Origin of the sequence: Enterobacter sp. Res13-Sevr-PEC09-46, assembly GCF_015672585.1 — a bacterium.
GTDB classification, from domain to species: Bacteria; Pseudomonadota; Gammaproteobacteria; order Enterobacterales; family Enterobacteriaceae; genus Enterobacter; species Enterobacter hormaechei_C.
Genome location: NZ_JADABR010000030.1, coordinates 192,589 through 216,192 on the forward strand (window position 1 = coordinate 192,589; position 23,604 = coordinate 216,192).

At 53.4% G+C, this 23,604-nt stretch carries 25 protein-coding genes and 2 tRNA genes; 10 read left to right on the plus strand and 17 right to left on the minus strand.

The window, feature by feature from the left end; translation table 11 throughout:
• Nucleotides 1-73 precede the first annotated feature (73 nt).
• Complete coding sequence (mdoC, locus tag IMQ56_RS19335; RefSeq protein WP_047052420.1) at nucleotides 74-1,213, plus strand: glucans biosynthesis protein MdoC; 1,140 nt, start codon at nucleotides 74-76, stop codon at nucleotides 1,211-1,213.
• A gap of 41 nt (nucleotides 1,214-1,254) precedes the next feature.
• Here mdoC and ymdB read toward each other — a convergent pair whose 3' ends face one another.
• The 5 genes from ymdB to csgB all read right to left on the minus strand — a co-directional run bounded on the left by ymdB (nucleotide 1,255) and on the right by csgB (nucleotide 3,685).
• Nucleotides 1,255-1,791, minus strand: a complete 537-nt coding sequence (gene ymdB / locus IMQ56_RS19340; RefSeq protein ID WP_015570849.1) for an O-acetyl-ADP-ribose deacetylase — start codon at nucleotides 1,789-1,791, stop codon at nucleotides 1,255-1,257.
• A gap of 80 nt (nucleotides 1,792-1,871) precedes the next feature.
• The gene (locus IMQ56_RS19345; protein ID WP_017384751.1) at nucleotides 1,872-2,192 is read right to left on the minus strand and encodes a type 1 fimbrial protein; all 321 of its coding nucleotides are present in this window, start codon (nucleotides 2,190-2,192) and stop codon (nucleotides 1,872-1,874) included.
• Nucleotides 2,193-2,345: 153 nt separating this feature from the next.
• A complete protein-coding gene (gene csgC, locus IMQ56_RS19350; RefSeq protein WP_196063662.1) occupies nucleotides 2,346-2,678 on the minus strand; it encodes a curli assembly chaperone CsgC in 333 nt (110 codons plus the stop codon).
• 56 nt (nucleotides 2,679-2,734) lie between these two features.
• Nucleotides 2,735-3,190, minus strand: a complete 456-nt coding sequence (gene csgA / locus IMQ56_RS19355; RefSeq protein ID WP_003858043.1) for a curli major subunit CsgA — start codon at nucleotides 3,188-3,190, stop codon at nucleotides 2,735-2,737.
• A 39-nt stretch (nucleotides 3,191-3,229) separates the two neighbouring features.
• Nucleotides 3,230-3,685: a curli minor subunit CsgB gene (gene csgB, locus IMQ56_RS19360; protein WP_196063663.1), complete on the minus strand. Its 456-nt coding sequence runs from the start codon at nucleotides 3,683-3,685 to the stop codon at nucleotides 3,230-3,232.
• A 743-nt stretch (nucleotides 3,686-4,428) separates the two neighbouring features.
• On the opposite strand from csgB, the gene csgD reads away from it, so the two are divergent.
• The 4 genes from csgD to csgG are packed head-to-tail and all read left to right on the plus strand — an operon-like array spanning nucleotide 4,429 to nucleotide 6,776.
• Nucleotides 4,429-5,079, plus strand: a complete 651-nt coding sequence (gene csgD / locus IMQ56_RS19365; protein ID WP_017384754.1) for a biofilm master transcriptional regulator CsgD — start codon at nucleotides 4,429-4,431, stop codon at nucleotides 5,077-5,079.
• Nucleotides 5,080-5,083: 4 nt separating this feature from the next.
• Nucleotides 5,084-5,473: a curli production assembly/transport protein CsgE gene (gene csgE, locus IMQ56_RS19370; RefSeq protein ID WP_058689476.1), complete on the plus strand. Its 390-nt coding sequence runs from the start codon at nucleotides 5,084-5,086 to the stop codon at nucleotides 5,471-5,473.
• A 26-nt stretch (nucleotides 5,474-5,499) separates the two neighbouring features.
• A complete protein-coding gene (csgF, locus tag IMQ56_RS19375; RefSeq protein WP_003858054.1) occupies nucleotides 5,500-5,916 on the plus strand; it encodes a curli production assembly/transport protein CsgF in 417 nt (138 codons plus the stop codon).
• Between the two features lie 26 nt (nucleotides 5,917-5,942).
• The gene (gene csgG / locus IMQ56_RS19380) at nucleotides 5,943-6,776 is read left to right on the plus strand and encodes a curli production assembly/transport protein CsgG (RefSeq protein WP_003858055.1); all 834 of its coding nucleotides are present in this window, start codon (nucleotides 5,943-5,945) and stop codon (nucleotides 6,774-6,776) included.
• Between the two features lie 43 nt (nucleotides 6,777-6,819).
• Here the strand turns inward: csgG and IMQ56_RS19385 are convergent, their stop codons facing one another.
• From IMQ56_RS19385 to ghrA, 4 genes are all read right to left on the minus strand, one after another.
• Nucleotides 6,820-7,302, minus strand: coding sequence for a DUF1097 domain-containing protein (locus tag IMQ56_RS19385; RefSeq protein WP_072201885.1), 483 nt, complete (start codon nucleotides 7,300-7,302; stop codon nucleotides 6,820-6,822).
• 96 nt (nucleotides 7,303-7,398) lie between these two features.
• Nucleotides 7,399-7,953 (minus strand): molecular chaperone, encoded by a 555-nt coding sequence (locus IMQ56_RS19390; protein WP_003858059.1) that lies wholly within the window; start codon nucleotides 7,951-7,953, stop codon nucleotides 7,399-7,401.
• A 19-nt stretch (nucleotides 7,954-7,972) separates the two neighbouring features.
• Entirely contained in the window at nucleotides 7,973-8,710 is a 738-nt protein-coding gene (locus tag IMQ56_RS19395) for a phosphatase (protein WP_003858061.1), read from the minus strand.
• Between the two features lie 84 nt (nucleotides 8,711-8,794).
• Nucleotides 8,795-9,733, minus strand: coding sequence for a glyoxylate/hydroxypyruvate reductase GhrA (gene ghrA / locus IMQ56_RS19400; RefSeq protein WP_045338817.1), 939 nt, complete (start codon nucleotides 9,731-9,733; stop codon nucleotides 8,795-8,797).
• Nucleotides 9,734-9,962: 229 nt separating this feature from the next.
• On the opposite strand from ghrA, the gene IMQ56_RS19405 reads away from it, so the two are divergent.
• Nucleotides 9,963-10,050: transfer RNA gene (locus IMQ56_RS19405), tRNA-Ser, on the plus strand.
• 120 nt (nucleotides 10,051-10,170) lie between these two features.
• Here IMQ56_RS19405 and IMQ56_RS19410 read toward each other — a convergent pair.
• Nucleotides 10,171-11,076, minus strand: coding sequence for a LysR family transcriptional regulator (locus IMQ56_RS19410; protein ID WP_017384759.1), 906 nt, complete (start codon nucleotides 11,074-11,076; stop codon nucleotides 10,171-10,173).
• A 109-nt stretch (nucleotides 11,077-11,185) separates the two neighbouring features.
• On the opposite strand from IMQ56_RS19410, the gene IMQ56_RS19415 reads away from it, so the two are divergent.
• From IMQ56_RS19415 to IMQ56_RS19425, 3 genes are all read left to right on the plus strand, one after another.
• Complete coding sequence (locus tag IMQ56_RS19415; protein ID WP_058686328.1) at nucleotides 11,186-12,046, plus strand: pirin family protein; 861 nt, start codon at nucleotides 11,186-11,188, stop codon at nucleotides 12,044-12,046.
• 19 nt (nucleotides 12,047-12,065) lie between these two features.
• On the plus strand, nucleotides 12,066-12,743 hold the full coding sequence (locus IMQ56_RS19420) for an isochorismatase family protein (RefSeq protein WP_003858068.1): 678 nt from the start codon (nucleotides 12,066-12,068) through the stop codon (nucleotides 12,741-12,743).
• 137 nt (nucleotides 12,744-12,880) lie between these two features.
• A tRNA-Ser gene (locus IMQ56_RS19425) sits at nucleotides 12,881-12,968 on the plus strand.
• A 216-nt stretch (nucleotides 12,969-13,184) separates the two neighbouring features.
• On the opposite strand, the gene IMQ56_RS19430 is transcribed toward IMQ56_RS19425, so the two are convergent.
• The 5 genes from IMQ56_RS19430 to efeU form a co-directional block, all read right to left on the minus strand.
• A complete protein-coding gene (locus IMQ56_RS19430) occupies nucleotides 13,185-14,690 on the minus strand; it encodes an alanine/glycine:cation symporter family protein (protein WP_045338039.1) in 1,506 nt (501 codons plus the stop codon).
• A 409-nt stretch (nucleotides 14,691-15,099) separates the two neighbouring features.
• Nucleotides 15,100-15,891, minus strand: a complete 792-nt coding sequence (phoH, locus tag IMQ56_RS19435; protein WP_032670149.1) for a phosphate starvation-inducible protein PhoH — start codon at nucleotides 15,889-15,891, stop codon at nucleotides 15,100-15,102.
• Between the two features lie 499 nt (nucleotides 15,892-16,390).
• Nucleotides 16,391-17,674 (minus strand): iron uptake transporter deferrochelatase/peroxidase subunit, encoded by a 1,284-nt coding sequence (gene efeB / locus IMQ56_RS19440; protein ID WP_196063664.1) that lies wholly within the window; start codon nucleotides 17,672-17,674, stop codon nucleotides 16,391-16,393.
• A gap of 3 nt (nucleotides 17,675-17,677) precedes the next feature.
• Nucleotides 17,678-18,805, minus strand: a complete 1,128-nt coding sequence (gene efeO / locus IMQ56_RS19445; RefSeq protein ID WP_039271135.1) for an iron uptake system protein EfeO — start codon at nucleotides 18,803-18,805, stop codon at nucleotides 17,678-17,680.
• A gap of 40 nt (nucleotides 18,806-18,845) precedes the next feature.
• Entirely contained in the window at nucleotides 18,846-19,679 is an 834-nt protein-coding gene (efeU, locus tag IMQ56_RS19450; protein WP_023296293.1) for an iron uptake transporter permease EfeU, read from the minus strand.
• A gap of 251 nt (nucleotides 19,680-19,930) precedes the next feature.
• Between efeU and IMQ56_RS19455 the strand changes: the two genes are divergently transcribed.
• Nucleotides 19,931-21,115, plus strand: a complete 1,185-nt coding sequence (locus tag IMQ56_RS19455; RefSeq protein ID WP_017384766.1) for a nucleoside transporter C-terminal domain-containing protein — start codon at nucleotides 19,931-19,933, stop codon at nucleotides 21,113-21,115.
• A gap of 72 nt (nucleotides 21,116-21,187) precedes the next feature.
• Here IMQ56_RS19455 and IMQ56_RS19460 read toward each other — a convergent pair whose 3' ends face one another.
• Together IMQ56_RS19460 and putP are read right to left on the minus strand one after the other, a co-directional pair.
• On the minus strand, nucleotides 21,188-21,607 hold the full coding sequence (locus IMQ56_RS19460; protein WP_033487255.1) for a DUF3574 domain-containing protein: 420 nt from the start codon (nucleotides 21,605-21,607) through the stop codon (nucleotides 21,188-21,190).
• 72 nt (nucleotides 21,608-21,679) lie between these two features.
• A complete protein-coding gene (gene putP, locus IMQ56_RS19465) occupies nucleotides 21,680-23,188 on the minus strand; it encodes a sodium/proline symporter PutP (protein WP_049132751.1) in 1,509 nt (502 codons plus the stop codon).
• Nucleotides 23,189-23,604: the final 416 nt, after the last annotated feature.

Below are 23,604 nucleotides of genomic sequence, written 5' to 3' on the forward strand. Positions count from 1 at the left end.
TAGGGTTGGCTCCGAATGTAACCATTATGAGCCTTAGGGATAAGGCGAAAAGTCTGAGAATGCGCAAAGTTATATGAGCACAACCCCTGTACAACGTGAATATTTCCTCGACTCGATCCGCGCATGGCTCATGCTATTGGGGATCCCTTTTCATATTTCACTGATCTATTCCAGCCACACCTGGCACGTGAACAGCCAGATGCCCTCCTGGTGGCTGACGCTGTTTAATGATTTTATCCATGCCTTCCGCATGCAGGTGTTTTTTGTCATTTCCGGTTATTTCTCTTACATGCTCTTCTTGCGCTATCCCCTCAAGCGGTGGTGGAAAGTGCGCGTGGAGCGCGTGGGCATACCAATGTTGACGGCCATTCCGCTGCTGACGCTGCCGCAGTTCATCATGTTGCAGCATGTTAAAGGCAAGGCGGAAAACTGGCCGAATCTCTCCTTCTATGAGAAATACAACACCCTGGTCTGGGAGCTGATTTCCCACCTCTGGTTCCTGCTGGTACTGGTGGTGCTAACCACGGTGAGTTTGCTGATCTTCAGCCGGCTGCGCCAGCGCGCGAGTAGCGCATCCTCGACCTTCTTCGCCAACATCACCCTGGGCAAGCTGTCGCTGCTGTTTCTTGCGCTGGGGGTCGCGTATGCCGCCGTCAGGCGCACCCTGCTCATTGTCTACCCTCCCATTCTGAGCGATGGGCTGTTTAATTTCGTGGTGATGCAGACCCTGTTCTACATTCCCTTCTTCCTGATCGGGGCGCTGGCATTTATTCATCCCCGGCTTAAAGCGCTGTTTACCACCCCCTCCCCCTGGTGTGCGGTGGGTGCTGCGCTGGCCTTTGCCGCCTATCTTCTCAATCAGCGCTATGGCAGCGGGGACGCGTGGATGTATGAGACAGAGAGCGTGATAACGATGCTGATGGGCCTGTGGATGGTTAACGTGGTGTTCGCCCTTGGCCATCGTCTGCTGAATTTTAAATCCAGCCGCGTTACCTATTTCGTTAATGCTTCGCTGTTTATCTACCTGGTTCACCATCCGCTGACGCTGTTTTTCGGGGCGTACATTACGCCGCATATTGCCTCGAATGCGCTGGGCTTCTTCACCGGCCTGGTCTTTGTGGTTGGCATTGCCATCGTGTTGTATGAAATCCATCTGCGGATCCCGCTTTTGCGTTTCCTGTTCTCAGGCAAACCTCAGGTTAAAGCGGGATAACAAAACGGCGCCTCCAGGGCGCCGTTTTTGCACTTCAGACATCAAAATGCCTGGCTGCGCGCGGTCAAAATCCGCTGATACAGGTCGGCGGTGTGCTCATCGAAACAGACAAAAATGACTTTTTCCGGCATGGGTTTGAGGGAAAGGTAGTGATAAACGGTATTCACGGCGATTGTAGCTGCCGCTTCCTTTGGATAACCGTATACCCCGGTGCTAATGGCGGGGAACGCCATGGTCTTATACCCGTTATCCGCCGCAAGCCGCAGGCAGTTACGATACGCCTGCTCCAGAATCTCAGCCTCATGGCGGTCGCCACCGTGCCAGACGGGTCCAACGGTATGGATCACCGCTTTGGCCGGGAGATCGCCCGCAAGCGTAATAACAGCATGCCCCGGCGGGCACTCTCCCTGCTGCTGACGCACGGTTTTGCATGCTTCAAGGAGTTGAGGGCCTGCGGCCCGGTGAATGGCACCGTCCACCCCGCCCCCACCCATCAGGGAGGAATTGGCTGCGTTGACGATCACGTCAACGTGTACCGTCGTGATATCGCCATGAATAACGTCGATTTGCGGTCTCATAAACACCCTCTGCAACCCGCCTTTTTATTCAGTGTATCGCAGAGGGAGAAGGAGAAAAACTGCCGCAAAAAAAACGGCGGTTAACGGTAATCTACCTGAACGACCGCAAGCGTTTTCTGTTCATTCAGGTATTTCATGCTGACAGCGGCCAGAGCTGAATGAGGATGATGGCCCCGGAGCGCCTCGTCATAACTGATGGTATGCGTTTTCATACGGTTATTTTCCGGGCAGGAGATTGCGAACTGCTGATGCCGGGGCGTGACTTCGCACGGGTCAGCGACCACCGCGCCACGAAAATGAATCACCCCACCATTTTCTATAGTTGCTGAATAAGCCGGAGATAAAAAAGAGGACAGGATCAGTCCCAGACCAGAAATAATACACGCTGCGGATTTGAACATTATTTGTACTCCTCAATGAAATTCGTCCTTGAGGGGTAAAAACGCTCCGTTATGACGTATCAATTTAAGCAACCCGATGACTGGGTTCTTGATATCAGCATAGCTTACCTGTGCAGCGCCGCCACTTTATTAAATCATTGATTTCATGAATTATTAAAGCGTACTTACCGGTGCGTTCCACTGCTGTGATAAATGAAGCGATTTTCCATCGGAAACGGTGACGATTATTTTTACCGCTTCCCCTGAACGAATATTTAAACTGATTCGCGTTAAATCAATCGGCTGATTAGCGGGTATAAAAAGAGTATTTTTCTGCCGCGATGTACTTTGTCCCGCTTGCCCCTGTCGGACAGATAACATCTCAACCTGACATTCGCAGGCGTCTGCCAGCGTGACCTGAGGAATAATGGTTGTCATATTTGCCTGCTGTGAGGTGCTGAACGTTATCTGGCTGGCAAGCGCGGCAAGAAGAATGAAGGTGCTCATGAGATCCTCCCGAAAAAAAACAGGGCGCATGCCCTGTTTTTTGGTACAGAAATGAATCAGTACTGATGTGCGGTCGCGTTGTTGCCAAAGCCAACCTGGTGCACAGTCACCGTTGAGCCGGACGCTGTCTGGTCTACCGCCGCGCCGTTGCCGCCGCCGAACTGTTTCACGTTGATAACAGAGTCTTTGCTATTCCACTGGTCGATGGTGGCGCTGTTACCAAAGCCTTTTTGCAGCAGATCGATAGAACTGTCATCAGAGCCCTGGCCAACATCTGCACCGTTACCGCCACCGTGCTGGGTAATGGTTAATTCAGAATCTCGGGCGTCCGTCTGCAAAGCAAGTGCGGAGTTACCGCCGCCGTACTGGTAAATGCTCAGGGTTGAGTCAGGGCCGTTATTGCCGCCACCCCAACCACCACCGTGGCCGCCGCCAAATTGTGGTACCGCACCTGCGAAAGCACTGCCAGAAACTACGATTGCTGCAATAACTGCCACTTTGAAAAGTTTCATGGTAAACCCCCATCGGATTGATTAAGGCGTCACACATCGCTAGCGTTGAATAACGCGAATAGCCATTTGCGACTGTCTCTGCACTACAACTGCTGTTTTCTGCGTACCATACTGCGTTATATTCGCCCTGTTACCCGAGCCTTTCTGGATAATCATGGCGGTGTTGCCAAAAGCGCCCTGCTTAATACTCGCATCGTTGCCGTTGCCGGTCTGATCGATATAAGCAAGGTTATACGTCCCTGACTGTTCAACATGCGCGTGGTTATTCCCGCCCTCCTGGGAAATAATGGACAGCAATTTAGAACCGCCCTGGCGTACATCAGCATTATTACCTGAACCCTGTTGACCAATAATGGCTGCCTGATTGTATGAAGCTTTACTTAATTCATTTATCGCAAAATTATATTCAGAACTGGCTAAATCTGAATCACCTGCGATTACAAACCCAGGCGCACCCAGTAATGTAAACATCATAAACAACGTTTTGTTTTTCATGCTGTCACCCTGGACCTGGCTATAAAATAGGTATTTCTTAACCCGTTAACGCGATTCGTTTTGTTAACGCCGCGTTACGGAAAAGAGTATGTCTGCCGAAACATATTTAATATCTCACCCGTGTGCCTTATTTTTATATGCTCATTCACCTCAAAGTCGTAAATCTCGCCTGAAACTACGCGACACACCACTAATGCAGAAATAAATTCTTGTCTGTGCACCTGGACAACAGCGAGACAGGCTGTCCATCCTGTACCGGCTTCTACAGACAAACACGGCAATGTCTTTTGCCAGGTGCGTGACACGAAGCAAGTTTTCTTAAGAAAATTCTCCGGCTTAGAGAAGTCTTAACTTTTTAGCTGAGTTCATACTTTTTACCGGCTGGCTTATAATAATTAAAAGCCAAATAATTCAATCCGTTATAATATATTGTATGACTTTCAAAATCTGTGCACGTTTATACACCTGTACAACTTTCCCCTTATCTTAAAATCTATTCGCCCTGCAAAATACACAACTTAATATCGAATTTTACATTCTGTTACATGATTAACACTTGCTTTAAAGTTTGCAATAGCTAGATTGAAAACAGCAGTACGTTATTTGTTTTTAATTTTACCGCCTCCTTTGGAGGAAGGTTTTTTAACTACACACAGCAGTGCCACACCTGTCAGTACTTCTGGTGCCCTTTTCAATAATACGAGGGCAGCTGCCGGGTGTCATAAATAACGTGGGGTTTCATCATGTTTAATGAAGTCCATAGCTTACCCGGTCATACATTATTGTTGATCACAAAACCTTCCTTACAAGCGACAGCATTATTGCAGCATTTAAAACAATGCCTCTCGCTTAACGGGAAACTGCATAATATTCAACGTTCTTTTGATGATATCGCTCCTGGCAGCATCATTCTTCTCGATATGATGGAAGCGGATAAAAAACTGGTCCATTACTGGCAGGATAATTTAAGCAGGAAAAACAATAATATCCGCGTATTGTTATTAAATACGCCTGATGAGTATCCTTTCCGCGATATTGAGAGCTGGCCGCATATTAACGGCGTGTTTTACGTCACTGAAGAAGAAAACCGTGTCGTGGAGGGTTTGCAGGGCATATTGCGGGGGGAGTGTTATTTCTCGCAAAAACTGGCCAGCTACCTCATTACCCACTCCGGAAATTATCGCTATAACAGTTCAGAATCTGCACTTCTGACGCACCGTGAGAAAGAGATCCTGAACAAACTGCGTATTGGTGCTTCAAATATTGAAATCGCCCGTTCGTTATTTATCAGCGAAAATACGGTTAAGACGCATCTTTATAATCTTTTCAAAAAGATAGCTGTTAAAAATCGCACGCAGGCGGTGTCGTGGGCAAACGATAACCTCAGGCGTTAATAGCATGAAACGCACCCTAAGTTGGATTGCCGCCGCAGGCATTATGCTTGCTGCCGGAAACCTTCAGGCTGTTGAGGTGGAAGTTCCCGGACTGTTGACCGACCACACCGTCACCTCTGTCGGACACGATTTTTATCGTGCCTTCAGCGATAAGTGGGAAAGCGATTATCCGGGTAACTTAACCATCAATGAACGGCCCAGTGCGCGGTGGGGAAGCTGGATCACAATAACCGCTAATCAGGACGTTATTTACCAGACTTTTCTATTCCCAACGAAAAGAGACTTCGATCAGAACGTCGCTTTCGCGCTGGCACAAACAGAAGACGCTATTAACCGCCTACAGTTAGACAAAGCCCTTTTGAGCACAGGCGATTTAGCAAAAGATGAGTTCTAGCAACGACACCTATTTCGGAGGCAGTAATGCGTCTCGCACACACAGTGATTTCGTTAATGCTCATTGCGCCGTTGAGCTGGGCCGGAAATATGACATTCCAGTTCCGCAACCCTAATTTTGGCGGCAACCCGAATAACGGAGCCTTTATGCTTAACCAGGCTCAGGCTCAAAACTCCTATAAAGACCCCAGCTATGACGATGATTTCGGTATCGAGACCCCGTCGGCCCTGGATAATTTCACTCAGGCCATCCAGTCGCAAATATTAGGTGGCTTATTAACCAACATTAATACCGGAAAACCCGGCCGGATGGTCACTAACGACTTTATCGTCGATATTGCCAATAAAGACGGACAGCTTCAGTTAAATGTGACAGACCGAAAAACCGGTAAAACGTCGACAATCCAGGTTTCCGGTTTGCAGACCAGTTCAACTGATTTCTAAACAACCCCAAAATAAGGACAATTATTATGCAGCGCTTTTTTATTTTAGTTGCAGTGTGCTTATTAAGCGGTTGTTTAACTGCCCCGCCAAAAGAAGCCGCTAAACCCACCCTAATGCCTCGTGCCCAGAGCTACCGGGATCTGACGCATCTGCCGGTCCCTACCGGGAAGATATTCGTCTCGGTCTATAACATTCAGGATGAGACGGGCCAGTTCAAACCGTATCCGGCCAGTAACTTCTCGACGGCCGTACCGCAGAGCGCCACCGCGATGCTGGTCACCGCCCTGAAAGATTCTCGCTGGTTTATCCCGCTGGAACGTCAGGGGCTGCAAAACCTGCTTAACGAACGAAAAATCATTCGTGCCGCGCAGGAGAATGGTACCGTTGGCGTCAATAACCGCATGCCGCTACAGTCTCTCACCGCAGCCAATATCATGGTGGAAGGCTCGATTATCGGCTACGAAAGTAACGTGAAATCGGGCGGTGCGGGTGCGCGTTACTTTGGCATCGGGGCCGACACGCAGTATCAGCTGGATCAGATTGCCGTCAACCTGCGCGTGGTTAACGTGAGCACGGGTGAGATATTATCCTCCGTGACCACCAGCAAAACGATTCTCTCTTATGAAGTGCAGGCCGGGGTATTCCGCTTTATCGATTACCAGCGTCTGCTGGAGGGTGAAATTGGCTATACCTCTAACGAGCCGGTCATGTTGTGTCTGATGTCAGCCATCGAAACCGGCGTGATTTTCCTGATTAATGACGGTATCGATCGCGGCTTGTGGGATCTTCAGAATAAAAGTGACGTGAGTAATGCGGTGCTGGTGAAATACCGTGAGATGTCGGTGCCGCCGGAGTCATAATCGGCGGCGCATAAAAAAGGCGAGATTTCCGTCTCGCCTTTTTTTATTTACTTACCGCAGGAACGCTCTGGCTCTTCTCGCGTCGGGCCGCAAGCCAGAGGCCGCTGTTCTTCATGGCGTAGCCAAACAGTAATCCCAGCATGAGCGAAGGGACCACCAGCTTCCAGTCCCCCTGCCCCGCAAAGGTCGCGCAGGCCCCCATGAACGTGCCGGGCACAAAGGACAACAGCAGATGTTTTGCCTGAACGCACATCAGGAAGGCCACAATGCCGGTCATGGCGTACCCCAGGATTTCCACATGCGGCGCCAGCGCGCTGCCTTTCATAATGACCAGCGCCCAGACCACGCCACTCAGTAACGTGCAGCCTGAAATAAAGAGCCCTTTGAGACCACCCTGCGGGCAGGCGAAATAGGCCGTGCAGCCAAGAAAACCAGCCCAGCTCAACAAGCCGAGAGATACCGCCACCCAACCCCAGAGGCCGGAGAGAATGCCAGTCGTGATTGCAATACAAAGTAATATGTTCATGGTGCGCATCTTAGCAGATGCGCACCTTAGAAATGAGATCAGAAGCACATTACGTGCAAGTTGAAATGTATCGTTGCAGGATTTTTGTGATTCAAATCACTCTTCGTTCTCTTCTTCCAGCTCGTCCCACATGGCAGCGATGGCGTCACGCGTCAGCGGAGCCAGCGTTCTCCAGAACGGCGAGGTGGCGTGGGCTTCAACTTTACCCAGGAAGGTGCCAACCCACGGAAGCAAATACGTTTCGAACAGGGTTTCAATCGCCTCGTTCTCATCATCACCTGCATTATCTTCAATCCATGAGGCCGCCAGCAGCAGGGTACCGATATGATCGGCAGGCATATCCGTCAGCGGCATGCCGCGTTCTGAAAGAAACGCCCGAACTTCCGCTTCGGTCGCACCTTCCTGCCAGGCAGAACGATACGGCGACACGCGACACTCTTCCCCCACAAACAGCGCGTTGTAATCCGTTGAAATCTGCTGCATATCGCAGCTTTTTTGCAAACGTTCCAGCAATTCATCCTGTTCCAGCGGCCAGCTCTGCGCCAGTTTACCTTCACGAATCAGGGTAAACAGCGGAACCAGCAGCGGATCCTGTGGCTGGCGGTAATATAAGGTGCCCAGCACGCGGCAAAGGATGGAAAACTCATTCATGTTTTTATTCCGTTATTAATTAAAGATCGGCAAATTCATCAATCGGCGCCATGCCGCGCGACTCAAGGAAGTCGAGCATACGACGCGGCGTGACGTTCAGGATCTGTTCTTCCGGGAAATTCACGTCCCGCAATATTTTCAGGCACTCGCTGAAATCACCCAGCGTGAAGGCCGTGTGTGAATCAGAGCCCAGCGCCACCATGCCGCCCGCGTCACGCACGGCCGCCGCCACTTCGCGGCAGTTGGCTTCACTGCCCTTACGCGAGTGAACAAAGGAGGAGTTGTTAATCTCCAGCGCCACGCGGTGCTTCGCTGCCGCCTGCGCCACGGCCTGAATATCAATCGGGTATTTCGGATTTCCCGGGTGGCTAATAATGTGCACGTTGCCGCTGGCAATAGTGGCAATCATCGCTGCGGTGTTGGTCTCTTTATCCTGGGGCGCAAAGACCGGCTCGTGGAAGCCGGCGAGGATCAGATCTAACGAGGTCAGCATCGGGCCGGTGCAGTCAATTTCACCGTCGGTATTTTTGATGTTCGCTTCGATGCCGCGCAGTATCCCGATACCGTCCACCAGGCGTGGCCAGATACGCATATTCACAAAATGCCAGTAGTGCGGCGCATCCGCCATATCCGGACCGTGATCGGTTATCGCAAACAGTTTAATGCCTTTCAGCTTCGCCTGAGCGATATAATCATGGAGGTTACTGTAAGCGTGGGTACTGGCGACGGTGTGCATATGCAGGTCAACGGGATACATCTTTCTCTCCTCTGCGGTTTTTCCAAAGGATAGCAGTTATCAGCGGCGAATATTAGCAAAAACCCGGCGAACGCCGGGTTTCTCTCAGTAGCCTCGCTGTCTGTCGACCTGTCCGGTCACCGCGTTGCCCTTCTCTATTTCGCTGATGGTATGCGAGATGTACGCCACGGCCTCCGCCGGTCGCGTCACGGCCGCAATATGAGGCGTCATCGCCACGCGCGGATGTGCCCAGAGCGGGCTGTCTGTCGGCAGCGGTTCGCGGCTATAGACATCCAGCATTGCGCCTTTCAGTTTACCGCTATCCAGCGCTTTCAGCAGATCGTCTTCCACAACGTGTACCCCGCGCGCCAGGTTCATTAAGTAGCTGTCTTCTGCCAACTGGTTGAGGAGCGTGCCATTGATAATGCCGACCGTTTCCGCCGTATTCGGCAGCAGGTTAATGAGGACGCGAGTCCCTTTCAGGAACGCCGGGAGTTCGTCCGTTCCGGCAAAGCTCTCGACGCCTGGATAATCCTTACGGCTCCGGCTCCAGCAGCGCAGTGGGAAGCCCCACGGCGCGAGCGCTTCGGCGACTTTCGAACCCAGTACACCCGCGCCGAGGATGCCGATGGTGAAATCTTCATGCTGATAATCAGGAAGCGGTTCCCAGTGGGATTGCTGTTTAAACGCCTGATAATCGTCGAAACGTCGGAACCAGTGCAGCACCTGGCTCACGGCATATTCCTGCATCTGCTGCCCCATACCGGTATCTTCCAGACGAAACAGGGGAATATCCTCCGGCAGCATTTCAGGGTGTGCCTTCAGCTTACTGAGAATGGAATCCACACCCGCACCAAGAGCAAACACCGCCTTCAAACGTCGTCCCTGAAGCATTTCGACCGGGGGATGCCAGACCAGCGCGTAGTCAGCATGTTCCTTATCGCCCTGTTTCCATTCGCGAACGCGTGCGCCAGGCAGTGCCGCCGTAAGCGCGTTAATCCAGTAAGCCGTATCAAAAGTGGGGTGATAGAAGATAATATCCATAGTCATTGCCTTTTATTGCGCTGTTTTATTTTCATTTTCAACTGGCTTGCCAGCATAACAAATTTATCGCTAAACCGCGTTGCTGATAAAAGAGGCGCATTTCGCACATTTCGGAATCAGGTTGCCTGAAGTTTGTCTAAACACGCTAAATTACTGAAAAAGTGGGTTGACGGCAGTACGGCTTTTCCTTACATTAGCGCCCGTCCCGACAACAACGGGATGACAATATGGTGAGGTGTCCGAGTGGCTGAAGGAGCACGCCTGGAAAGTGTGTATACGGCAACGTATCGGGGGTTCGAATCCCCCCCTCACCGCCATATTCAAGACAAGAGCTCGTACGAAAGTACGGGCTTTTTTCTTTTATATTCTCCGTAAGGAGATTCGCTCCCTGCGTTCTTTATGTCGGGTGGCGCTACGCTTACCCGACCTACAAAAAGCTAGTCTTCAACCATCTTTGCATACTCTTCGGTGAGAAAATCCACCAGCGTCCTGACCGATGGCAGCAGGCCGCGCCGGGATGGATACACCGCGTGGATCACTTCCCGTCTGGGTTCCCAGGCATTCAGCACCCGAACAAGTTCACCTGAAGCCAGCTGATCCTTCACCATCAAAATGGGCAGCTGTACCACGCCCACGCCCGCCATCGCCGCCTCCCGCAGCGCCAGCATGTCGGTAGTCACCAGGCGCGGCGTGAAGTGAATTTCTGCCTTTGCGCCCTCCGGCCCGCTCAATTCCCACTTATGCAGGTGCTTGCCCGCCCCCATACTTAACCCCGGCCACTCGCTGAGTTCAGAGGGCATCGCCGGGTTGCCCATCCGTTCAATCAGTGCCGGCCCGGCAACCAGACAGTGCCCCCTGTCCGCCAGCACCCTTAATACCAGATCGCTGTCATCAAACGGGCGCGGACGAACGCGGATCGCCACATCCACCCCCTCCGCCACCAGATCGACCCGGCGATTGGTGGCTTCGAGCTGGAGGTTGATCCCTGGATAGCGCGCCATAAACCGCGCCAGCATGGGCCCCACGTGAACGTGCAGCAAGGTGACAGGACAGGTGATCCGGACCATACCGCGCGGCTCAGCCTGTAAAGCAGCCACCGCCTCCTCCGCAGCTTCAGCTTCCACCAGCATGGCTTTACAGTGCTGATAGAACGTCTGCCCCACCTCCGTCACCGCAAACTGCCGCGTGGTACGTTGGATCAACCGAACGCCCAGGCGTTCTTCCAGCTGCGCAATCCGACGGCTCAGTTTCGACTTAGGCTGATCGAGCGCCCGACCCGCCGCCGCAAAGCCACCATGCTCCACCACCTTCACAAACCATACGAAATCATTGAGATCCTGCATACGCCTCCATTGTTCCATTTAAGGAACAGTGAATGTCATTTTTGCTATCTACCGGGATATTAACCCTGAATATAAGCTAATTCCATCAACAGGACATCAGGAGTTAATCATGAAAAACGTAACAGGCGTGTATACCGCACCTCGGCCGCACTGGGTCGGTGACGGTTTTCCGGTTCGTTCGATGTTTTCTTACCAGACGCACGGCGAGCCCCTGAGCCCGTTCCTGCTGCTGGACTACGCCGGACCGCATACCTTCCCGGCGGACGGCGCGAAACGCGGCGTGGGCGAGCACCCTCATCGCGGTTTTGAAACGGTGACCATCGTCTACTCAGGCGAAGTGGAGCACCGTGATTCCACCGGCAGAGGCGGCGTTATTGGCCCAGGCGACGTGCAGTGGATGACGGCAGGCGCAGGCATTTTGCACGAGGAGTTCCACTCCAGCGCGTTTTCGCAGAAAGGCGGTGAACTGAAAATGATGCAGCTGTGGGTCAACCTGCCCGCCAAAGACAAAATGGCGACGCCTGGCTACCAGAGCATCACTCAGTCGGATATCCCGGTGGTCACCCTGCCGGATAACAGCGGAACATTGCGCGTGATTGCTGGCCGTTTTGGAGAGGTAACCGGCCCGGCGCATACCTTCTCACCGCTGAACGTGTGGGATCTCGCGCTCCGCCAGGGTAGCCACCTGACGCTCAATCAGCCCGACGGCTGGAGCACGGCGCTGGTTGTCGTTGAAGGCAGCGTGACGGTGAACGGCACCACGCCTGCCGGTGAGGCGCAACTGGTCGTGCTGAGTCAGAGCGGTGACAAACTGCATCTCGAAGCCAGCAGCGATGCCAAAGTGCTGCTGATGGCCGGGGAGCCGCTGAATGAACCCATCGTGGGCTATGGCCCGTTTGTGATGAACAGTAAAACCGAAATTGCCGAGGCTATTCGCGATTTCAACTCCGGCCGCTTTGGCCAAATCTAAACGTAATAAGGAGCGCATTATGTCTACCCCTGCAAACTTCAACGGCGCACGTCCCGTTATTGACGTAAACGATGCCGTTATGCTGCTTATCGATCACCAGAGCGGGCTGTTCCAGACCGTTGGAGACATGCCAATGCCTGAGCTGCGCGCCCGTGCAGCAGCGCTGGCAAAAATCGCCTCGCTGGCGAAGATCCCGGTGATCACCACGGCGTCGGTTCCACAGGGACCGAACGGCCCGCTTATCCCGGAGATCCACGCCAACGCGCCGCACGCACAGTATGTGGCACGCAAGGGTGAGATCAACGCCTGGGATAACCCGGAGTTCGTGGCGGCGGTGAAAGCCACCGGGCGCAAAACGCTGATTATCGCGGGGACGATCACCAGCGTCTGCATGGCCTTCCCGTCCATCAGCGCGGTGGCGGACGGATATAAAGTGTTTGCGGTGATTGATGCCTCCGGCACCTACAGCAAAATGGCGCAGGAGATCACCCTGGCGCGCGTAGTGCAGGCAGGCGTGGTGCCGATGGACACGGCTGCTGTTGCTTCCGAAATTCAGCGCACGTGGAACCGTGAAGATGCGGGTGAATGGGCTGAGGTGTACACACACATCTTCCCGGCCTACCAGCTGCTGATCGAAAGCTACAGCAAAGCGCAGGACGTGGTGAAAAATAGCGAAGTGCTCGATTCGCAGCGTTAATCCTGCGCGCTGCGACATAAGCTGATTAAGGCTTAACCGAACAAGCACGAATGCTGAAAATCTGCTTGACCGTTTTAGCGCAACTCCCTATAGTAGCGCCCCGTTGCCCCCCAAGCGGTCAGGCAGCAAAACAATATGGTGAGGTGTCCGAGTGGCTGAAGGAGCACGCCTGGAAAGTGTGTATACGGCAACGTATCGGGGGTTCGAATCCCCCCCTCACCGCCATATTTGAAGAAGAGCTCGCATGAAAATGCGGGCTTTTTTTTCGCATGTCGCACGCCTTTGGGGGGGATGAGAACCCCCGACCGGGGTTCGACAACTGGCGCAGCCAGTTGGACAGACTGAGAGCGAAGCGAGTCAATCCCCCCGGTGCGACAGGAGCTGCCTCACCTACAAAAAAAGAAAGCCCGTACAAAAGCACGGGCCTGTCTCAACCATTCCTCAGCTATTCAACTTCCCTACCGACTCCTTTCCTTCAGGAGATGAAACCTGCTCAGGCTGAGCACCCGCTTCATCCTTACGCTCCTCCAGCCAGTAATCCGCATTTTTAATCCCCAGCCGAACCGGGTCAAAGTGTGGATCCAACCCCTGTGCATTCTGGATTTCATAATCCTTCAGGCTGGCAAACGCTTTTTTATGCAACAGAACGATGGCAATAATGTTGAGCCATGCCATCAGCCCTACGCCAATATCCCCTAATCCCCAGGCCAGATCCGCGGTGCGTACCGTGCCATATACCGTCGAAGCCATCAGACACAGCTTGAGCAGGAACGTCAGCCACGGGCGATGAATCTTACGGTTGATGTAGGCGATATTCGTTTCAGCGATGTAGTAGTAAGCAATGATCGTGGTGAAGGCAAAGAAGAACAGCGCGATGGCAACAAAGTAATTACCGAAGCCCGGCATCATACTTTCCATTGCCGTCTGGACATATCCCGGTCCTGCGGCCACGCCCGCTATTCCGGTATAGAGCGCTGCGCCGTCGACGCCCTGCACGTTATACAGCCCGGTGATCAACAGCATAAACCCGGTCGCGGAGCAGACAAACAGCGTGTCGATGTACACGGAGAACGCCTGAACCAGCCCCTGTTTCACCGGATGGCTTACGGCCGCCGCCGAGGAGGCATGTGGCCCGGTACCCTGCGCCGCCTCGTTGGAATAGACGCCACGCTTCACGCCCCACATGATGGCCTGGCCCAGAATAGCGCCAAACCCAGCTTCAAGGCCAAAAGCACTTTTCCAGATCAGCAATATAACTGAAGGAAGCTGATCAATATTGATAGCGATAATCACGCACGCCACAATAATATAGCCGAGCGCCATAAACGGAACCACCATGCTGCTAAAGCTGGCAATCCTTTTTACGCCACCAAAAATAATAAAACTCAACAGCACAGCAAGTAACGCCGCCGTGACATTTGGGCTCAGACCAAAGGCAATATCCAGGCTCGCACCAATAGAGTTTGCCTGCACACCTGGCAGTAATAATCCGCAGGAGAAAATCGTTACGATGGCAAATAACCATGCGTACCACTTCACGCCTAACCCTTTCTCAATATAAAAGGCAGGACCACCACGATATTCGCCGTTAATTTTCTCTTTATAAACCTGACCTAACGTGGATTCGACAAAAGCAGAGCTTGCCCCCAAAAATGCCACGATCCACATCCAGAAAAGCGCACCGGGTCCACCAAAGGTAATGGCGGTCGCTACACCGGCAATATTCCCTGTCCCCACGCGGCCCGCCAGGGTCATCGTCAGCGCCTGAAACGACGACACGCCTGCCTCGGTAGGACGCCCCTGAAACATCAGGGTAATCATAAGTTTTATATGCCGTAATTGCAGAAAGCGACTACGCAGCGAGAAATAGAGGCCGACACCCAGACATAAAAATATTAACGCCGGGCTCCAGATAACACCATTAATTGCACTAACCAGTTCGTTCATGTATGACCCTTAGCGTGATGTTCCAGAGGAAACGATCCCCTGGCGAGTTTCTTTTTAGAATTTTGTCTGAACAAGTACGAAACATAGATAATTACCCAAAAGACACCAACTTAATTTTTACTGCTTAGTCATGTTCTGTGACAACATTCACGTTTAATTTTAAACCAATAATTAGCATGATCATTATATTCATAGATATTTTGTGGGTATTATAAATACATATCACACTTCCGTGACCTGTATAAAAAGCGTTCGCAGCAAATTAACAGTAATATTATTATTACCGCAAAACGGGGCGTAAATCCCGTTGAATGCTATAGGAAATAAATATGATTTAAACGTGCAGAGGGAATAAAGGAAGCTTCCCGGCATAACGCCGGGAAGAAATGACTTAAAATGTGAAATGATCTTAGTCGGAGTACACTTCCAGCGTTCGTTGGCACAGCGCTGAGCGGACGCAGTCCTCTTTTGTGAAGCGGACCACCCCTATCATCTCATCTTCATCAAAACGTGACATGGCATCGCTCAGGCCGGACTTCACGCCCGACGGCAGGTCACACTGGGTAATATCGCCGTTGACGATAACCGTCACGTTCTCCCCGAGGCGCGTTAAAAACATCTTCATTTGCGCAGCGGTCACGTTCTGAGCCTCGTCAAGAATGACGACCGCATTTTCAAATGTACGTCCGCGCATATAGGCGAACGGCGCGATTTCCACCTTGCCAATCTCTGGTCGCAGGCAGTACTGCATAAAGGAAGCGCCCAACCGCTTCACCAGCACGTCATAGACGGGCCTGAAGTACGGGGCAAACTTCTCGGAAATATCGCCGGGCAGGAAGCCCAGATCTTCATCCGCTTGCAGTACCGGACGGGTAACGATGATCCTTTCCACGTCCTTATGAATCAGCGCCTCCGCCGCTTTGGCGGCGCTGATCCAGGTTTTCCCGCATCCGGCTTCCCCGGTTGCAAAGATGAGCTGTTTACTCTCGATAGCATTCAGGTAGTGCGCCTGAGCTTCATTCCGCGCCACAATTGGCGATGCATCGCGGCTGTCCCGCGCCATGCCAATGGATTCTACGCCGCTCATCTGCACAAGCGAGGTGACCGATTCTTCTTCACGCTGCTTATGGCTACGTGAATCCCGTCTCAGCACACGTTTTGCTTCACGACGAGCTTTGATCACTGCTTTCTGTCTTCCCATGGATAGCACCTTGAGTTGTTGGTATTCATCACACGCGCCAGCATCGGCACGATTATGCGCACGAACATCAGAGGGTTGGCTTCCTTGTAAGCCATTGCTTGCATTACCGGATGACGATATACAACGGCTACGCGCACCGTTATGCACGTCGGTAGAAAAAGGTTCTTGAGGTGAAGGAGAGAATTTGGTGGTGAAGAAATCGCTGCCGGAGTCTGAGCCTCCGCGCCGGGTACTGCGGTTGATGTGTTTACCTTGTCCAGTACAGGACGCAACCATTCGCGATCTCCATAGTGAGTTAGCATCACTGCCGGGAACTACCGCTGTCTTCTCTTAAGTACATCAGGAATTATCATAAATGCAACATTTATTTTACCTGAATGCAACTTTAGGACTGTCCCTACATGGAAAATCAGTCTTATATAGAAATATTACAGAAATATAACAATAAGATAGTCCTTCGAAAAAATAATGTCCCCGCGAACTGTCGCAGGGACGATTATCAGGCTTCTATCAGACCCTGAGCGAGCCAGGCGTTCGCGTCACGCGCGCCGGGCAGGGCAAAGAAATAGCCGCCGCCGATGGGCTTAATATATTCCTCCAGCGCTTCGCCGTTGAGCCGCTTCTGCACGGTGAGGAATCCCTTCTCCAGATCGTGCTGATAGCAGACAAACAGCAGTCCCGTATCAAGCTGACCGGAGTTGGTCACCCCCAGCGAGTAGCTGTAGCCCCTGCGCATCATCAGGCTGGATTGCGTCTCTTTGGTGCGAGGATTGGCGAGGCGAATATGGCTGTCCAGCGCGATGACGTCCCCGTTCGGATCGCGGGCGTAGTTGGGTTCATCGTGCTCGTGCTTCATGCCGAGCGGTGCGCCGGTTTGCTTATCGCGACCGAAGATAGTTTGCTGCTCTTTCAGCGGCGTGCGATCCCAGAACTCCACGTGGAACCGAATGATACGCACCGCCTGATAGGTGCCTCCGACCGCCCAGGCCGGTTCGCCCTGATCCGCCGTCACCCATACCACGTTCTTCATCAACGCGGTATTGCTGCTGTCCGGGTTGGCGGTGCCGTCTTTGAAGCCCAGCAGGTTGACCGGCGTCTCTTTCCCTTTACTGCGCGCGGCGTGGTCAGAGATAAAACCTTCCCGCTTCCAGCGCACGCTCAGCAGATCCGGGGTGTGCTTGATAATATCGCGCAGGGCATGGATCACCGTATCCTGGGTATTAGCGCAGATCTGCAACAGCAGATCGCCGTGGCACAGCGCCGCGTCAAGAGAATCATTCGGGAATCGCGTCATTTTTTGCAGCGCTTTCGGCTTCTGCTTCGCCAGTCCGTAGCGATCATCAAACAGCGATTCCCCCACCGACACGGTGATGGTCAGATTATCGGGAGCGATAAACGCGCCGAGGATGCCGGAATCCATCGGCGGCAGGCGCGGATTCGGTGTTTCCGGTGCGGGACCGCCGGCGGTGAGGAAGGCAATACGCGTGGTCAACAGCCTGAACAGACGCTCAAGGTCGGCTTTATCACTCGCCAGCGAATCGAAAGCCACCAGCATCATCGAGGCCTGCTGCGGCGTCAGGATCCCCGCCTGGTGCTCACCATAAAACGGCTGCGTTTCCATACGCGCATCCGGGGAGAGCGTGCCGGGGGCGCTTTGCGGTTTTGCCGCATGCGCCACCGGACAGCCGCCCGCCAGGGCAAACGCGCCGCCCAGCGCCCCTACCCCTTTTAACAACCGACGTCGGGAAGGTTCCGCCACGTCGTACTCGTCATGCTTGTTCATCGCTTAATCCAGACCCAGTACGCCACGCAGCAGGGAGAGATCTTCCGCCAGGGTGGTTATCGGGCCTTTCAGCGCGTTACGGTCAGCATCGGTCAGCTTGTCGTAGGTTTCGAACCCGTCTTTGGTGCGGTATTTCGCCAGGATAGCGTCAACTTTCTTAAAGTTGGCATCCACTTTCGCCAGCAGCTCGCCGTTCTCTTTTTGCAGCTGAGGCCGCAGCAGCTCGACAATTTTCTGTGCGCCGTCGACGTTCGCCTGGAAGTCCCACAGGTCGGTGTGGCTGTAACGATCTTCTTCACCGCTGATTTTGCTGGCGGCCACTTCTTCAATCAGGCCCGCTGCGCCACCCACCACTTTCGACGGTGGGAATGCCAGCTCGCTGATGCGTTTTTGCAGCTCCAGCACGTCGCTGTTGAGCTGCTCGGCGTATTTCTCCATCCCACTGGTGGAGTTATCGCCAAACAGGGCTTTTTCCAGACGGTGGAAGCCGGTGAATTTCGGATCGGCGGCCTTCTGCTCGTAGTCGTCTTCACGGGCGTCAATGCTGCCATCAAGGTCAGAGAATAGTTCGGCAATCGGCTCAATGCGCTCGTAGTGCTGACGGGTAGGCGCATACAGGGATTTCGCTTTTTCGATGTCGCCCGCTTTCACCGCGTCGGTAAAGGCTTTGGTGCCTGCCACCAGGTCCGCTGTCTCTTTGGTGACATAGGCTTTATAGGCGGTAATGGCGTCGCCGAGGCTCAGCAGCGCCGTGCCTTTGGCCGCGTCCGCCGTCGCTGCGCCTTTGACGATCAGCTTACCTTTCGGGTTAGTCAGCAGGCCGCAGGTCATGTCATATTCCCCGGGCTGAAGATTTGCGGTCATCTTCTGGCTGAAGCCCGGCGCGATATTCTCGCGCTCTTCCACCACCATCACGCCTTTCAGGATTTCCCACTCCAGCGCCTTCTGGCTGTGGTTCTGAATAATAAACTGCGTTTTACCGCTGTTAACCGTGATGGTCATCGGCTCGCACTGTTTATCGTTGACGGTGACTTTTACCTGCGGAATATCTGCCGCCTGAGCGGTGAAGGCAGACACGAACAGCGCGGCAATGCCTGCGCATAACGCACTACGACGGAACTGAATGGCCATGACTCTTCCCTTTAAAAGTATGTTGTAACTAAAACAGCACTTACGGCGCTACGCGCGACGCCTGCGAGCCGGTACGCGGCGGCATAGCGAACAGGATCAGCGCCGGAACCAGATAGATAAAGTACATCGCCACTTCGCTGACGCTCGGCGTTTCCTGGTAGCCGAAGATCCCTTCGAGCAGGGTACCGGTCAGTGAATGGGTCGACAGGACGTTGCTGAGATCGAACGCCACGTCCTGGAAGTGGTTCCACAGACCCGCTTCGTGGAAGGCGCGGATCGCCCCTGCCGCCAGCCCTGCGGCCACCAGCAGAATAAACAGGCTGGTCCACTTGAAGAACGCGCCCAGGTTAAGACGAATGCCGCCCCAGTAGAGCAGGAAGCCAAGCACAACCGCCGTGGCCAGCCCGAGCACCGCGCCCAGCGGCGGCCAGATGCCCACGTCCTGCTGAAAAGCCGCGAGCAGGAAGAACACAGACTCCAGGCCTTCACGCGCCACGGCGAAAAAGACCATCATGATCAGCGCCCAGCCGTGGTGGTTGCCTTTTTGCAGGGCGTTATCCACCGCCTGCTCAAGCTGTACCTTCACGTTACGGGAGACCTTGCGCATCCAGAACACCATCCAGGTGAGGATCACCACCGCAATCACGGCGACGATCCCTTCAAACAGCTCCTGCTCTTTCTGCGGGAACTCCCCGGTGGTTTCGTTGATGAGGATACCGAGGCCCAGGCAGAGCGCCGCAGCAAGGAAAACCCCAACCCACATGACGCCAATCCAGCGTCCGCGCTGGGTACGCTTCAGATAACTGGCGATAAGGCTAACAATCAGGGCCGCTTCAAGGCCTTCACGTAACATAATGAGAAAAGGAACAAACATGCCGACACCTTAAATGTTTATCGCGGTCAACTGATGCAAAGAAAAGTAAATTCTTGTGATAGTGATTATCATTACGGCAACAAGAAAAACAAGCGAAATGTGTTGAGTTTTGATGACCAGATGTAAACGCATTGCGGAGTAATAATTGCCTGAGTAACCGTTACGTTTATAAGGTATAACGAAAATGCCCATTTACGGTTAACCGGGGCTGTGGCTAAATGTCCGCCTCGAAAACCAACTGAAAATAAGCCATGTTTAAAATTGTCCATTTCCTGCTGGCGCTGGTGATTATTCTTGCGCTCGCCTGGCTGGTGAGTTTCGACCGCCGAAAAATTCGTATTCGTTTCGTTTTACAGCTGATCGTGATCGAAATCGCGCTGGCGTTCTTTTTCCTCCACGCAGAAAGCGGCCTGTTTATTATTAAATACGTTTCCGGTTTCTTTGAGTCGCTGCTTAAATTCGCTGCCGAAGGGACGAATTTTGTCTTTGGCGGGATGGGTGAAAAAGGGCTGGCGTTCATTTTCCTTGGCGTGCTCTGCCCCATTATTTTTATCTCGGCGCTGATTGGTATTCTTCAGCACTGGCGTATTCTGCCGATCTTTATTCGGGTGATCGGGACGCTGCTGTCAAAACTGAACGGCATGGGCAAGCTGGAATCCTTTAACGCGGTGAGTTCGCTGATCCTCGGTCAGTCTGAAAACTTCATTGCCTACAAAGGCGTGCTGGGCGATCTCTCCTCGCGTCGTCTGTTTACGATGGCTGCCACGGCCATGTCGACGGTTTCGCTGTCGATTGTCGGGGCCTATATGACTATGCTCGACGCCAGGTTTGTCGTCGCGGCGCTGATCCTGAACATGTTCAGCACCTTTATTATTCTTTCGGTCATTAACCCGGCCCGCCCGGAAGCGGAGCCGGATATCAGGCTGGAAAAACTGCACGAATCCCAGAGCTTCTTTGAAATGCTGGGCGAGTATATTCTGGCCGGTTTTAAGGTGGCGATGATTATTCTGGCGATGCTGATTGGCTTTATCGCCCTTATTAGCGCCATTAACGCCCTCTTCTCCGGCATATTTGGCATGAGCTTCCAGCAGATTCTGGGTTATGTGTTTTATCCGCTGGCGTGGCTTATTGGTATTCCGCTGAGCGATGCCTTAAGCGCGGGGAGCATTATGGCAACTAAACTGGTGGCGAATGAATTTGTGGCGATGATCGAGCTGCAAAAAATAGCCCATCAAATGTCACCGCGCGGGCTGGGGATTTTGTCCGTGTTCCTGGTATCGTTCGCTAACTTCGCTTCCATTGGCATTGTGGCGGGGGCAATAAAAGGTCTGAATGAGCAACAGGGTAACGTGGTGTCGCGGTTTGGTTTACGCCTTGTATACGGGGCAACGCTGGTAAGCCTGCTGTCGGCGAGCTTTGCGGGGTTGGTGCTGTAAGTTTTGTGCCCGGCGGCGCTTCGCTTGCACGGGCCTACGATACAACAACGGCGGGTTATCCCGCCGTTTTCATTAAAACTGCACGCACACCGGCTGGTCGACCCGCATCACCGACTCCTGCGCGAAGCGTGACTTATAGATCCCGCGCAACGCTTCGATATTCTTCTCACTCTGCGCGTCTTTAGCGTGGATCAGCATCAATGCCTTGCTCGGCTCGCGCGCCACTTTTCCATCATTCCCCAGCCACTGACCGCGCGCATCAAATACCGTTAAACCATCGCGAAAGCGTGGCGTCACGTCCTGGTCGACAAACTGCTGCCATTCGTTGCCTGTGATTTGCGCCCCGGCAGGACGGTTTAAGCCGAAATAAAGCGTGGTCTGCTGCATCTGATTTTCTGCTTTGCAGGTTTCCACCGCCGCGTGCTGTGCGGGTGCGCTACAGCCCGCCAGCATCACGAATGCTGCCACCATTAACCCTGTTTTAATTCTCATTGATGAAGACTCACATAGATGAAAGGACTATCCCCTCTCCCCACCGGGGAGAGGGTTAGGGTGAGGGGAAAATTACTCAGCCTGGAGCTTAGACGGCGGCGCTGAGTGATAGTGCGCGTCCGCCTCCGCAAAGCGTTTCTGCATAGACGCAGACGGCGCTTTACCCAGCAGGCTAAACACCACGATACCGAGGCTGCCGAAGATGAAGCCCGGAATGATTTCGTACAGGCCCAGCCACGCGAACTGTTTCCAGACGATAACGGTTACCGCACCGATAATCATCCCCGCCAGCGCGCCGTTGCGGGTCATGCGTGACCACAGTACAGAGAACAGCACCACCGGACCAAATGCGGCGCCAAAGCCCGCCCAGGCGTAGCTCACCAGCCCCAGCACGCGGTTTTCCGGGTTTGCCGCCAGCGCAATTGCAATTAGCGCCACCAGCAGCACCATAAAGCGCCCTACCCACACCAGCTCTTTCTGGCTCGCGCCCTTACGCAGAAACGCTTTGTAGAGGTCTTCGGTGATGGCACTGGAACACACCAGCAACTGGCAGCTCAGGGTGGACATCACCGCCGCGAGGATCGCGGAGAGCAGAATACCGGCAATCCACGGGTTGAACAGGATCTGCGCCAGCTCGATGAACACGCGCTCGGCGTTCTGGTTCACCGCGCCCGCCTGCGCCGGGTTGTTATTGAAGTACGCGATACCGAAGAAGCCAACCGCACACGCCCCCGCCAGACACAGGATCATCCACGTCATGCTGATACGACGCGCATGAACGATGGTATGGTGAGAATCCGCCGCCATGAAGCGCGCCAGAATGTGCGGCTGGCCGAAGTAGCCCAGGCCCCAGCCCATCAGAGAGACAATGGCGACGAAGTTCAGCCCTTTCAGCATATCGACGTTTTCGATGCTCTTCTGCTTGATCACTTCCAGCGATTCGCCAAAGCCGCCGACGGTGAAAATGACAATCACCGGAGTCAGGATCAGGGCGAAGATCATCAGGCTCGCCTGCACGGTATCGGTCCAGCTTACCGCCAGGAATCCGCCCACGAAGGTATAGAGGATGGTTGCTGCGGCGCCGGCCCACAGGGCGGTTTCATAGCTCATGCCGAAGGTGCTTTCGAACAGGCGCGCGCCCGCCACGATGCCGGAGGCACAGTAGATGGTGAAGAACAGCAGGATCACCACCGCGGAGATAATGCGCAGGATACGGCTGTTATCTTCAAAGCGTCCGGTGAAGTAGTCCGGCAGCGTCAGGGCGTTGTTGTTGGCTTCGGTGTGCACGCGCAGACGGCCTGCCACCAGCTTCCAGTTGATCCACGCGCCGACGGTCAGGCCGATGGCGATCCAGCTTTCGGAGATACCGGAGATGAAAATCGCGCCCGGCAGCCCCATCAGCAGCCAGCCGCTCATGTCGGAAGCGCCCGCAGAGAGTGCGGTGACCATCGGGCCTAAGCTGCGCCCGCCGAGGATGTAGTCGTCAAAGTTTTTAGTGGAACGCCATGCCAAAAACCCTATCAGGATCATGCCAAAAATATAAACGAGAAATGTCACCAGCATCGGTGTGCTAATAGCCATTCAAATTCTCCAAAATGTCGAGCGACAACCGTCCGGGTTGCCTTGTTATGTCATCACCGGAACGTAGTGATGTGTGTATGTGTTTCCGTTGGGCGCGCTATCCTGCCGTATACGCATCCCACTGACAAACGATTTAACACTGCATTTACATGAATTTCATCCCTGGTTTTATACGTCTTTCCTATAGGTTGCACTCGCTCACGCTTTTACGGGTTGCACCTTTAAAAAGTGTTAAGCACCGCATAAAAAATGGGCTCAGAAACCGCCGCACGTTCTTTTTCACAGCTAACTAATCGTTAACAATCCATTCATTTTCCAGCTTGCAGACCAGGTCACATTTAACACGGTTGCACAAAGTTGCAACATGGTGGATATTTCACGCTATCAACAGAACGCTATTACAGAACAACAGGAGT

Excerpts from the sequence above, each read along its gene's own strand:
- mdoC (WP_047052420.1), top strand. The coding sequence starts at position 74 with ATGAGCACAACCCCTGTACAACGTGAATATTTCCTCGACTCGATCCGC.
- ymdB (WP_015570849.1), bottom strand. The coding sequence starts at position 1,791 with ATGAGACCGCAAATCGACGTTATTCATGGCGATATCACGACGGTACAC.
- IMQ56_RS19345 (WP_017384751.1), bottom strand. The coding sequence starts at position 2,192 with ATGTTCAAATCCGCAGCGTGTATTATTTCTGGTCTGGGACTGATCCTG.
- csgC (WP_196063662.1), bottom strand. The coding sequence starts at position 2,678 with ATGAGCACCTTCATTCTTCTTGCCGCGCTTGCCAGCCAGATAACGTTC.
- csgA (WP_003858043.1), bottom strand. The coding sequence starts at position 3,190 with ATGAAACTTTTCAAAGTGGCAGTTATTGCAGCAATCGTAGTTTCTGGC.
- csgB (WP_196063663.1), bottom strand. The coding sequence starts at position 3,685 with ATGAAAAACAAAACGTTGTTTATGATGTTTACATTACTGGGTGCGCCT.
- csgD (WP_017384754.1), top strand. The coding sequence starts at position 4,429 with ATGTTTAATGAAGTCCATAGCTTACCCGGTCATACATTATTGTTGATC.
- csgE (WP_058689476.1), top strand. The coding sequence starts at position 5,084 with ATGAAACGCACCCTAAGTTGGATTGCCGCCGCAGGCATTATGCTTGCT.
- csgF (WP_003858054.1), top strand. The coding sequence starts at position 5,500 with ATGCGTCTCGCACACACAGTGATTTCGTTAATGCTCATTGCGCCGTTG.
- csgG (WP_003858055.1), top strand. The coding sequence starts at position 5,943 with ATGCAGCGCTTTTTTATTTTAGTTGCAGTGTGCTTATTAAGCGGTTGT.
- IMQ56_RS19385 (WP_072201885.1), bottom strand. The coding sequence starts at position 7,302 with ATGAACATATTACTTTGTATTGCAATCACGACTGGCATTCTCTCCGGC.
- IMQ56_RS19390 (WP_003858059.1), bottom strand. The coding sequence starts at position 7,953 with ATGAATGAGTTTTCCATCCTTTGCCGCGTGCTGGGCACCTTATATTAC.
- IMQ56_RS19395 (WP_003858061.1), bottom strand. The coding sequence starts at position 8,710 with ATGTATCCCGTTGACCTGCATATGCACACCGTCGCCAGTACCCACGCT.
- ghrA (WP_045338817.1), bottom strand. The coding sequence starts at position 9,733 with ATGGATATTATCTTCTATCACCCCACTTTTGATACGGCTTACTGGATT.
- IMQ56_RS19410 (WP_017384759.1), bottom strand. The coding sequence starts at position 11,076 with ATGCAGGATCTCAATGATTTCGTATGGTTTGTGAAGGTGGTGGAGCAT.
- IMQ56_RS19415 (WP_058686328.1), top strand. The coding sequence starts at position 11,186 with ATGAAAAACGTAACAGGCGTGTATACCGCACCTCGGCCGCACTGGGTC.
- IMQ56_RS19420 (WP_003858068.1), top strand. The coding sequence starts at position 12,066 with ATGTCTACCCCTGCAAACTTCAACGGCGCACGTCCCGTTATTGACGTA.
- IMQ56_RS19430 (WP_045338039.1), bottom strand. The coding sequence starts at position 14,690 with ATGAACGAACTGGTTAGTGCAATTAATGGTGTTATCTGGAGCCCGGCG.
- phoH (WP_032670149.1), bottom strand. The coding sequence starts at position 15,891 with ATGGGAAGACAGAAAGCAGTGATCAAAGCTCGTCGTGAAGCAAAACGT.
- efeB (WP_196063664.1), bottom strand. The coding sequence starts at position 17,674 with ATGAACAAGCATGACGAGTACGACGTGGCGGAACCTTCCCGACGTCGG.
- efeO (WP_039271135.1), bottom strand. The coding sequence starts at position 18,805 with ATGGCCATTCAGTTCCGTCGTAGTGCGTTATGCGCAGGCATTGCCGCG.
- efeU (WP_023296293.1), bottom strand. The coding sequence starts at position 19,679 with ATGTTTGTTCCTTTTCTCATTATGTTACGTGAAGGCCTTGAAGCGGCC.
- IMQ56_RS19455 (WP_017384766.1), top strand. The coding sequence starts at position 19,931 with ATGTTTAAAATTGTCCATTTCCTGCTGGCGCTGGTGATTATTCTTGCG.
- IMQ56_RS19460 (WP_033487255.1), bottom strand. The coding sequence starts at position 21,607 with ATGAGAATTAAAACAGGGTTAATGGTGGCAGCATTCGTGATGCTGGCG.
- putP (WP_049132751.1), bottom strand. The coding sequence starts at position 23,188 with ATGGCTATTAGCACACCGATGCTGGTGACATTTCTCGTTTATATTTTT.